Below are 6,284 nucleotides of genomic sequence, written 5' to 3' on the forward strand. Positions count from 1 at the left end.
GGTCTGGCAACGCTGCCGCACCCACTACGCCGCGAACCTGATGAGCATCTGCCCGAAGAGCATGTGGCCCGCGGTCAAGGCGATGCTGCACTCGGTCTACGACCAGCCCGACACCGCCGCGGTGCGTGCCCAGTTCGACCGGCTGCTCGAATACGTCAGCGGCAAGCTGCCCGCGGTGGCAGAGCATCTGGCCGAGGCGCGGGCGGACATCCTTGCGTTCACCACCTTCCCCAAGGACGTCTGGTCCCAGGTCTGGTCCAACAACCCGTCCGAACGGCTCAACAAACCAGATCCGCCGCCGCACCGACGCCGTCGGCATCTTCCCGAACCACGACGCGATCGCGCGCCACGTCGGCGCTGTCCTGGCCGAGCAGACCGACGAATGGGCCGAAGGCCGCCGCTACCTCGGCCTCGAAATCCTCGCCCGCTGCCGCCTCACCCCGGTCACCGACACCACAACGGAGGTGAACACCGACCCAGTCCTCGCACTCAGCGCCTAACCCAACGAAGGATCACCGACCGTTACACCACTCCAGGGGACTTGACCTCGGACTTGATTGCGAACGCGTTCAAAGGCAGTTTCCACCGCATGGCCCATCGTGCCCTCCCCCGGCCGGATCCACCGAATGCACCGTCCTGGGCCGTCGCTTGGGACCGTGGGACACGGGCTATCTCAGCGGCACCGCACCAGGTGCCAATGGGCGGAAGAGCCCGATCCAAGCGCCTTGGCTGCCAGCATGCGGGCGGCCACCGTCGGACGGGTCGAATGCCGCCTACCGTTCTGTGCTTTCTGGGCCGACGGCCCGCGCACGGTCCTCTGCCCCTCCCCATGACCTACAGTGGCGCGAGGCGAACAGCATGCGCCGAAATACCACGCCTTCACGCCGCGGAGAGGGTGTCAACAGAAGCCGGTGCCCTCCATGGTTTCGCCCGGTCGCTCGTCGGTGCACGAACCCTTCACAGAAAACGTCGCTCAGTCCTCTCGATACAAACCCGAGATCTGGCGAAGCTCGTGCAGATAGCGCTTGACGATAGTGTTGACGTCCTGGGACGAAAATTGCGGCGACGGGAATATACCTTCTATCGTTAGACGCCTGTCATAGGTATAGACAATGTAACCTGAATTGATTGTCCTGGCGCGCGGAGGCATTGATATCAACCATGTGAAGTCAACGATATTCAATCCCGCCAAACGAGGCAGAGGCGGAATCACGCCAGGATTAGTCACACCGAATCTATCCAGATATTCATTCACATTCCGCGTCGAATCCGGCTCTTCATTAAATGCTCGCCGACCGGCGATCAGTAATTCTAACTTCCGTCTTATTTCGTTACTCACTACAACAGGATCAGAGTTCTGTGAAACGTCAATTTTTATTGCATAATCGAATGCCACATTCGCGGCTTCCGTCGCCTTTACAGGGGGACTCATCCTGCTACGTAGATCTACGGTTGAATCGCAAATCATACTGTGCGGCGCCGCATTATCAGAGTTCGCGCGTAGAGCGATCGCAATTGCAGCGCACACCAGTGGATGTACTGTTATCTTTAGCATTCGAGCAGCATCTACCAAGTTGGTCGTTTCTTCGTAGCCTAGCCTAATGCGTGATTGAATTGGCGGGTCTTCGATTGTTCCAGTTTCCTTGCTTGCGCCGCCTGACATTTGTGGTTCAAACTCGTCATTCCAACGTCGGCGTATCAGCTCGTAGGGCGACTGGGGTAGTGATCCGACCGGACCGACGCTCGGAGCGCTTCCGCCTATTAGACTTCCGTAGAGTTGCCAGAGTTCTGTCAGTATAGTCGTCATTGATCTCGCGTCGGCGACACAATGATTCATCTGCAATGCAAGCTGGCCACCAGAATTATCCTGCGCTAAAATCAGGCGGGATAAGCCGTCACAGATCCGATTTGGGTAACGAATTTTGTCGAGAGACGACAGTTCGGCGCCCGATAGCGCCATAAATGAAGGATCTTTTCCGGCTGGCACGTAGAGCACGTATCCTAGGTCACTCTGTCGAATATCGGCACACAACACCGGATGTCGTAAAGACAAGATCCGGTACGCCTTTCTGAGCACTTCGGCGTCAATCTTGCCTTCGTATTCAACCGAGCAAACGGGCTCGCTGCATTCCATCAGAATGCTTGATTCAAGCGGATCGAGATAGCGTTCAAGAGGCATTGTCTTCTCCCAATGTGGCCCCGATACCCGTACGGAGAGGCCTCAAGGTAACTGGTGCATCTTTCGTCACTTGCGCTAAGTTAACTAGCGCAATTGTTGTTTCGTCATTGGCGTAACTCATTCATCTGGCGTGCTGATCATTTTGGATCACGGCGTCTTACCTGTGGTCGTCGATCGTATGGGGAGTTCATGACAGAGAATACCTAGCTTGGATGAATGTCGCGATATACTGCCGGCCGAGGTTCCGGAATTGAAGTGGCAGCTTGGGACCGGCATGCTGGAACTCGTCCAGTTGATCGTCGAGGTCGCCATTTGCCGAACCCGTACAAAGTCCACTGCGGCGCAGGAACGGATGCAAGTCGCGGACTGCGCAGGCAACCGGGGATGGTGACGGTCATCGTCGACGCGGACGAGCGGTTCGCATGGACCGGGTTTGTGGTATTGGCTACGGAATAGACTTCACGAACACGCCTCACGCCGCTATCGAGCGGCGTCAGGCATTCAACCTGCAGCCAATAGAGGCGTAGGTGGCCGAGCACGCTAGGGCCCTCCGCCGGAAATCTGCGGTCGACCGTTGCCCAGGTGGAAGCCTCGTAAGGCGCCGGAGGAGGTCGACGTGGGCCCATCGGATGACGGCGGCAACGCCACCAGCTGCCAGCGTGACGCCAAATCCGGTCGCAGGGATTCCCGGTGCAGGGCAACAGTCGATCTCGCGCCGATGTGTCTGTGGAGCGACGACCTGCCGCATAACGTCGGAGGCCGCACCGGTGCCGACTGAGTTTGACGGCGCTCTGGCGACGAGGGCCATGTGCGTTGTCGGCGAGTTGGATGCCAGCTCTGATCAGGTCGATCCGAGCTTCGCCTCTCCAGTTCCAAGACGCGACAAGGTCGGCCCGCGCATGGGTGGCTAGTTGCGCTGGGTGTGCGGTCGCTGAACTCACGTCCATCCACCGAGCATCTGCCATCGTAGGCGCGTCACCTGCCACTACACGCAAACCGCCAGGGGCATCCACGATGCTTGTGTCCTTGGCCAGTTCGGCGATGCGGTGGAGCATGGCGCCGCTTGGGTGCACTGCGACAAGAATGTCAATCCTGGCCATTAGATGTGTCGTACGCACATCCCGTATGACCAGACCTTCTTCGCCCACACGCCACGGGTCCCCTAAGTCCTCAATGCCCAAGCGGCCATGCAAACGCCGATCGCCGATGTGGCTACTGCAGCCATCCATGACGTCGACTGTGAAGTAGTGGACAGCCAAGTCTGATTCTACGGCTCCGCCGCAGGTTTCGGCATCGTCTCCAGCGCCCGTTGTGAAGAACTGGTACGCAAGCGCAACGTGCTCTACCAATGATAGTTCGACCGTCAAGAAACTACCTCCGTCTCACCACCGATTGGCGAATAGGCCCGATACCACACGTTCGCGACGCAGGAAGTCGTCGTCTGACTACACACATTCACCCGAGCCAAACTGTGTCCCCATCTGCTACTGACTTTCCCGTTCAACAGGCGACATTTTCTCGGCTCCTCGTCATGTGTGCCGAAGGCTAGGCCTCTGTCTACAAGCACGCGCCATGATCGCGCCACGACGACGAAGAGTCCCACTACAGGATTCCCAATCAGGAGAACATGGTCGACTATGTCGAATTATAGTACTGCGCACGTCCTCTTGTGTCCATCATGCTATCAACTTTCGCGGGCACCTTGACGTGAGACACTACATCATGCGCGTTGACTCATCTTTACCTCCACGTAGGTCAATATGCTGTCTCGCCTGAGACCCTCCGCTTTGCGTGTCGTTGCACGGTGCTGGCTGTTGTCAGGTAATACGCCCAGTAGATAGGTTTGACGATGAGTCAGCGCAAGGCCGATCCTCTTTGCGGGACCAGGCATGGGTCGGTGGTGTCGGGTGCGACACTGTGGCGCACGCTGGCAGAGATCGACGAACAGCCGCGATGTGCGATGGCGTACGCGAGGGCACGTACACGTGAGCACGTGTGGCGCCCAATTCAGCCCCGCCACGGGCGCGCCCCAGCGTCGAGGTCGGCGATGGTGACCTCAGCGCCACGATCGTGTTTGGCTGGACGCCTCGGTAGTGATGGCCCACACTCTGACAGGCAGCTGGCGGTGGGCACGTTCAAGGGATCGTGGAGCATCACCCGCTAACGGTGCGGTGTGACCGCGCCGGCGAGTCGTTGGCGCCCAGGTCAACTCCGAGCTGCAGCGCCGTCATCGTGCCGCAGAGTTCAAGAAACTACTGGTCACAATCAACAAGAACGCTCGAACGAGTTCGACGTGCACATCGCCTGCTGAAAGGAGGCACACCCAATACCGACGAGATCAACGTCTGGCTGAATCGCCATCCTCGATTCCACACGCACATCATCCGACCGGGTCAAGCTGAGCCAAGCAGATCAGCCGCGATACGCTCGAGCTCCAAGTCCTCCTCCAGAAGCACTGAAACCAACTCGAACAGCCGCTCCAGCGCTGGCACTCTCGATCGCACATCTGACCAACCTCCACCAGCACCGATCCAGGATTATGTCCACACGACCACATACAGTAAGTTACATCAGTCACAACATCACCCGGTGAATAGCTACATCATAAACGGGCTCTGTTCCTGGTGCGGTGATCGCTTGCAGATAGAGTTCGCGAATGCCTTCTTCCCACGTCACGCCAGCAGCCTCCGGCAGCAATATGAGACACAACACCTCTCCATCAAAGCAGGTAGCGGTCCACTAATCCGGAATCCGCAACGCGGCTATACGCCCCGCTGGTGCCTCAAACAACGCCTCCGCGACCCGCATCACAGCGACACCGTCATCGATACTCGGTGACACCGCAGTGCCACAAATAACGGAACGCCCAAAATGCCGCAATTCACCAGCATACCCTTGCAGGATAAGGCTATTCGTCCCCTCCAACGGGATAGCGAACTCTGGGAACCAGAGCGATGTCATCGTCTCGTCGGTGGACCTCAGATCATCCAACTCAGCAGCTGCAGGATGATAGCGCAGCTCTGACAGGTTGTTCACTTGAATTAGACTTGATTCACCTGCAATTTCCACTGACTCTTGCACGCGCGGCTCGTGAGCCGACAGAGTGATCTGCGAAATACCATCTCGTTCGTGCTGCGCCAATAGCGCAATGACAAAGTTCCCGTCGAGCTCGCGCTTCATCACCGATGCTGACCTGATATCCCCCATAAAATAGCGCGCCAAGTCGAGCCCGTGAACCGTCATGTAAATGATATGTTCCCGCAATGATGAATAATGGAAGTGCGAGTAGTTGAGCCGAAGAACTGTCTTAAGTCCGAACTCGGGCCGCTCAGCGATTTCCTTGGCTCTCACGTACGCAGACGCATGGCGCTTCATGAAGCCGACCATTACTTGTAGGCCATTACACGACGCCGCCGCCTTCAACCTGAGCGTCTGCTCCAAATCGACCGCAGGCGGCTTCTCGACAAATAGATGTCGGCCAGACTCCAGCACTGCTATGCCCGCCTTGTAGTGTAACTCGGGCGGGCCTACTACGCCCACTGCATCGAGATCCTCCCGCTCAAGCATCTCCTCAAAGTCACTATAGATGCGCGACGCACCAAAACGCCGACCAACGACTCCGGCTCTATCTTTGTCGATATCCGCAACTGCGACGAGCCGAAGATCTGTATAATGCAACGCGGGGTAAATCGCCTCTGAAGCGTGCGCTCCGGCCCCAACCATCGCAAAACGCACCATCTGTCCGTTCATCACTGCATCCCACTACGTCGATCGATATTTGCCATCACACGATTCGAAGGGTTCTGCATCAAGAAACCTATCCAGTACATTGGCTGTTATCTTAGAAACATTATTCACGTAACCATTATGCGAGAGACATCCTGACCAGGCTATTGAGCTGACTGAGAACACAGCGCCGCCGCCCGGAAGCTCAAAGAAGACCATGTCCGCCTTTATAGTCGGATCGACTTTGGTGCGCAGATAATTGATGCTCGATCCTGATATATCTTCCAGAGCCGGGTCGTATGCCCCACTAAACTCAGCCGCAGTGGCAACTATAAGGGCGTGAAGAGGGGTACCCAGCTCAACGTCTGCTCTGTCAACC

The 6,284-nt window shown here is 57.4% G+C and carries 2 protein-coding genes and 2 pseudogenes; 1 reads left to right on the forward strand and 3 read right to left on the reverse strand.

Features of this window, described 5'->3' with window-relative positions; genetic code table 11:
* Positions 1 to 500 (forward strand): annotated as a pseudogene (locus tag ELR45_RS41895) (transposase); the annotation flags it as partial.
* 473 nt (positions 501 to 973) lie between these two features.
* Here ELR45_RS41895 and ELR45_RS33115 read toward each other — a convergent pair.
* The 3 genes and pseudogenes from ELR45_RS33115 to ELR45_RS40025 form a co-directional block, all read right to left on the reverse strand.
* Complete coding sequence (locus tag ELR45_RS33115; RefSeq protein WP_129670091.1) at positions 974 to 2,179, reverse strand: phthiocerol/phthiodiolone dimycocerosyl transferase family protein; 1,206 nt, start codon at positions 2,177 to 2,179, stop codon at positions 974 to 976.
* A gap of 2,739 nt (positions 2,180 to 4,918) precedes the next feature.
* Positions 4,919 to 5,929 carry a Gfo/Idh/MocA family protein gene (locus ELR45_RS33120; RefSeq protein WP_129670092.1) on the reverse strand — a complete coding sequence of 337 codons (1,011 nt, stop codon included), beginning with the start codon at positions 5,927 to 5,929 and terminating at the stop codon, positions 4,919 to 4,921.
* A gap of 12 nt (positions 5,930 to 5,941) precedes the next feature.
* Positions 5,942 to 6,284: pseudogene (locus ELR45_RS40025) on the reverse strand (N,N-dimethylformamidase beta subunit family domain-containing protein); the annotation flags it as partial.

Origin of the sequence: Phytoactinopolyspora endophytica (assembly GCF_004138495.1) — a bacterium.
GTDB lineage: Bacteria > Actinomycetota > Actinomycetes > Jiangellales > Jiangellaceae > Phytoactinopolyspora > Phytoactinopolyspora endophytica.

Excerpts from the sequence above, each read along its gene's own strand:
- ELR45_RS33115 (WP_129670091.1), bottom strand. The coding sequence starts at position 2,179 with ATGCCTCTTGAACGCTATCTCGATCCGCTTGAATCAAGCATTCTGATG.
- ELR45_RS33120 (WP_129670092.1), bottom strand. The coding sequence starts at position 5,929 with ATGAACGGACAGATGGTGCGTTTTGCGATGGTTGGGGCCGGAGCGCAC.